Origin of the sequence: Polynucleobacter yangtzensis, assembly GCF_001595965.1 — a bacterium.
GTDB lineage: Bacteria > Pseudomonadota > Gammaproteobacteria > Burkholderiales > Burkholderiaceae > Polynucleobacter > Polynucleobacter yangtzensis.
Genome location: NZ_LOJI01000020.1, coordinates 1 through 717, shown reverse-complemented (window position 1 = coordinate 717; position 717 = coordinate 1). Strand labels below are relative to the sequence as shown.

At 49.2% G+C, this 717-nt stretch carries 1 protein-coding gene; it reads left to right on the top strand.

The features are described from left to right. Nucleotides 1-717 (top strand): AMP-binding protein (locus JaK3_RS05760; RefSeq protein WP_150114217.1); only part of this gene is annotated, 717 nt, incomplete at both ends.

The window sequence follows — 717 nt, the reverse complement described above, 5'->3', positions numbered from 1 at the left end:
GAGGGTTATGAGACCAGCACCATTGCTAATAGCGAGCGCATTAGGCCATTACTGCCTGAGCATCTTGCATATGTGATCTACACCTCCGGCAGTACAGGGACACCGAAGGGGGCTTTATTAGCTCATCAAAACGTAATCCGCCTCTTAGATCAAACCCAAGCTTGGTTTGGGTTTGATGAGAATGATGTTTGGAGCCTGTTCCATTCAATTGCCTTTGACTTCTCCGTATGGGAGATTTGGGGGCCATTAGCCTATGGCGGCAAACTGGTCATTGTTCCCAATGAAGTGCGGCGCTCTACCTCTGACTTTTTAGCCCTACTAAGACGCGAACAAGTTACCGTCTTAAATCAAACACCATCAGCTTTTGAAGTGCTAGTAGCTGAAGAAGTTGCACAAGAGCGCTCCACCCCCTTAGCCCTGCGATATGTCATTTTTGGTGGTGAAGCCTTAAATCCAGCCAAACTCAAAGCTTGGTGGGAACGCTATGATGATCAAGCGCCACAGCTAGTCAATATGTATGGCATTACCGAGACCACGGTACATGTCACCTATAAAGCACTCCAAGCAAGTGACGCAAACCTAGAAAGCAGCCCGATTGGTGAGTCCATCCCCGATCTCGCATCCTACCTCCTAGACTCCACCTTAGAGCCTGTACCTCCTGGAGTGGTGGGTGAGCTCTATATTGCTGGTGCTGGTTTAGCCAGAGGCTACCTAGGT